We start from the raw sequence: 1,222 nt of genomic DNA on the forward strand, positions 1-1,222 counted from the left end.
CGACTATTCCGTGACGTTGCGATCATCTGCGGATCCGATGGTCGCAACGTCACGGAATAGTCGACAACAGTGCCGGAGGGCAGATCGACCAACTGCACGATGGCGAAGTGGTGCTCGTGGACGGACCACGTGTTCTCGGCACCGCTCTGACCGGTCGAAGTCCGAACCTCCACGGTGCACTCGCGATCGGTCTCCACCCAGATGGTGGCCCGCGTGTTGTCCACGTAGCGAAGGATGGGTCCGAGAACGAGGGTCGGTATTTCATTGCTCACATACACACGGTTCCACCGATTGGTCCGATGTGCACCATTTCTGAGGTCACGCGCTCACACCGGGTGCCCATGAAGACGTTTCGCGGGGTAGATGTGGAGTGCGCCCATCAGAACATGACGGAAGGAACACCGTGAACGAATCTGCACTCCTGACCGACGCGTTCAACCGGATCAAGGAGATTGTCCACGAGACCCTCCAGGATCTGCCGGAGTCAGCCCTCACCTATCGGCCCGATCCGGAGGCGAACTCGATCGCCTGGTTGATCTGGCACCTGACCCGGGTGCAGGACGACCACGTCGCCGAAGTTGCCGGGACCGAACAGGTGTGGACCGGCGACGGGTGGGAGGCGCGGTTCGCACTGCCCTTTGACACCGGCGCCATCGGTTACGGACAGACATCAGACGAGGTCGGGCAGGTCGCCGCGAGCTCACAAGACCTTCTGGGATATCACGATGCAGTGCATGCGAGCACGCTGTCGTATCTGCAGACCATCGGCTCCGACGATCTCGACCGGATCGTGGACGATCACTGGGATCCGCCGGTCACGCTCGCGGTGCGTCTCATCAGCGTCATCTCAGATGACCTGCAGCACGCCGGGCAGGCCGCGTATATCGCCGGACTGTTCGACCGGGCTTCGACCACTTCCTGACGTTATTTGGTTGTGTACAACTGAATTGTGGTCTACCATTTCGGCATGTCCGCACTTCGGCTAGATCAGCAACTCTGCTTCGCGCTGTATTCGGCGTCGCGGGCAACAACGGCCGCCTATCGGCCGATTCTCGACGAACTCGGTCTGACCTATCCGCAATACCTGGTTCTCCTGGTTCTGTGGGAGGACGAACCCATCACGGTCCGACGGCTCGGTGAACGGCTTCAGCTGGATTCGGGAACCCTGTCCCCGTTGCTCAAACGCCTCGAGTCCGCCGGCCTCCTGGTGCGTCAACGGACA

The 1,222-nt window shown here is 60.9% G+C and carries 3 protein-coding genes; 2 read left to right on the plus strand and 1 reads right to left on the minus strand.

Annotated features, from left to right (window positions below; all coding sequences use genetic code 11):
• Positions 1-272: DUF7800 domain-containing protein (locus tag CSW57_RS24075; RefSeq protein WP_442316351.1), on the minus strand; the 272-nt coding region annotated here is incomplete at its 3' end.
• 131 nt (positions 273-403) lie between these two features.
• Here CSW57_RS24075 and CSW57_RS24080 point away from each other — a divergent pair.
• Together CSW57_RS24080 and CSW57_RS24085 are read left to right on the plus strand one after the other, a co-directional pair.
• A complete protein-coding gene (locus tag CSW57_RS24080) occupies positions 404-922 on the plus strand; it encodes a mycothiol transferase (protein ID WP_099381808.1) in 519 nt (172 codons plus the stop codon).
• Between the two features lie 45 nt (positions 923-967).
• Positions 968-1,222 (plus strand): MarR family winged helix-turn-helix transcriptional regulator (locus tag CSW57_RS24085; RefSeq protein WP_143696611.1); only part of this gene is annotated, 255 nt, incomplete at its 3' end.

The sequence above is a fragment of the Williamsia muralis genome (assembly GCF_002735905.1).
In the GTDB taxonomy this organism is placed as follows: Bacteria; Actinomycetota; Actinomycetes; order Mycobacteriales; family Mycobacteriaceae; genus Williamsia; species Williamsia muralis_A.